The sequence below is a fragment of the Salipiger sp. genome (assembly GCF_059781815.1).
Map to the genome: position 1 here is coordinate 1 of NZ_JBYNAH010000035.1, position 1,830 is coordinate 1,830.

Annotated in this window: 2 protein-coding genes; both read right to left on the reverse strand. The window is 71.7% G+C overall.

The features are described from left to right. A partial coding sequence (locus tag AC6RA4_RS06120) for a GAF domain-containing protein (RefSeq protein ID WP_500158425.1) occupies positions 1-1,436 on the reverse strand: 1,436 nt, incomplete at its 3' end. Further along, on the reverse strand, positions 1,436-1,753 hold the full coding sequence (locus AC6RA4_RS06125; protein WP_500158427.1) for a DUF3467 domain-containing protein: 318 nt from the start codon (positions 1,751-1,753) through the stop codon (positions 1,436-1,438). The genes AC6RA4_RS06125 and AC6RA4_RS06120, both read right to left, overlap by 1 nt. Between the last annotated feature and the right edge of the window lie 77 nt (positions 1,754-1,830).

Genomic DNA, 1,830 nt, shown 5'->3' on the forward strand with positions numbered 1-1,830 from the left:
TCGATCAGCGCGATCTCGGCCTCGGCCTGATCGATCTCTGCCCGGCGGACCTGCGTTTCGGCGCGGTTGCGGGCGGCGAGCGCGCGGTCGTACTCGATCAGCTGGCGCTGGCGCTCGGTCACCAGGCGCAGGCGTTCGAGCGCGAGGTCGCGGTCATCGAGCTGCACCAGCACCGCGCCCGCCTCGACCGGGTCGCCGGCGCGGGCGAAGGCCTCGGCGATGAAGCCGTCGAAGGGGGCCGCGACGGTGCGCTGCACCCGGCCCGAGACCTGCGCCTCTGCCGAGATCCGGTCGGGGCCGGTGGCGAACCAGCCGAAGAGCCCGAGCCCGACCAGCACCAGTAGCGCCAGCTTGCGTCCGGCATGGCCGGGGCCGAAGAGCCGCGTGAACTGCTGCCCGAGCGCGATGCCGGCCTTGGTGATCAGCCATCGGTCGTTGCGCCGCTTTTCGTCGAGCACCGGCGCGATCACCGTGCTGACCGCTTCGAGGATCTCGAGATCGGTCTGGGTGAACGGCGTTTCCGAGGGGCGCTCGTAGGTCACGGCGCCGATGAACTGGCCCATCGCGTAGAGCGGCACGGTGAGCACGTGGCCGGAATTCTGCGCGCGGGCGAGCTTCTCATGGCGATGCGCGGCGACCGGATCGGCGCTGTCTTCGGCGGGCCAGAGCACCGGACCACGCTGGTCGATGGCCTCGTCCATCGCCGCGCCAAGCAACCGGACCAGCGCCATCTGCTTGCCGAACTGGGCCGAGTGCGAGATCGCGGCGACCCTGGTCGAGAACATCCCGCGAAAGCCGATCGAGACCCGGTCGCAGCCGAAGCGGGTGGCGAGATCGGTGGCGGCGGCGCGGGTGGCGGTGGCGATGTCCTCGCGCTCGGCCACGGCGATGACCACGTTCAGCGCCTCGATGGCGTGGTCATAGCGCTGCCGGTCGGCCTGCATCGCCTCGCGCCGCACGAGATCGCGCATCCACGCCGCACCCCATTGCAGGCGCCGCATCGCGGCGCGCAGCTCGGCGGCGTCCTCGGGCAGGATCTCGAGCCCGACCGCGCCCTGCGTGCGGCCCTCGACGGTGAGCGGTGTCGCCATCGCGACCAGCCCACCCGAGGGGCGGCCATCGTCGCCCACCGCGCCACGGACCACGCCGCGGTCGTTGTCGAGCGCGGCCTCGGCGGCGGCGAGCAGGATCGCCGAGGGGATCCGGGCCTCGGGCCAGTTGGCCACCGCGCGCGGGCGGCCGCCATCGGGATCGGCGAGGAACACCGCCGTGCCCTCGGCCCCCTCGACCTGCGCCATCATCAGCGGCGCCCAGGCGCGGGCGGCCTCGTCGAGCGCCTCGGCCCGGCTGAGACGGCGCCACGGGCCGGCCTCCCGGACGATCCGCGCCTCGGTCTGCTCCTGCGCCGCGCCCGAGATGCCCAGCCCGTCCTCCATCAGTCCTCGACCTTGAGGATGCCGTGGCGGGCCTCGTATTCACGCAGCACGCCGGTCAGGATCTGGTGCAGGCGCTTGGCCGCGAAGGGGGTCATGATCATCCGGTTGGTCAGATCGACCCGCAGCGGCCCGGTATCGATGGGGTTCCAGCTTCGGTTGGTGCCGAAGAACACCTCGACCTGCTCGCGTGTGCCCTGCACGTTCACCACGTTGGCAAAGCTGGTCTGCATCGCCTCGTCGTTCCAGACCACGGAGGAGCTGCGGCTCTCGCCGCCTTCGCCCGCCGGGGCCTCGAAGCCGTTCTCGTCTTTTGCCAATTGGATCTCCCTCTTTCGGTGCGTTCGGCGGCCCTTTGCGGGGGCCGCCGTCGAAGCCTGTTGCGCTGTTGCCTGCG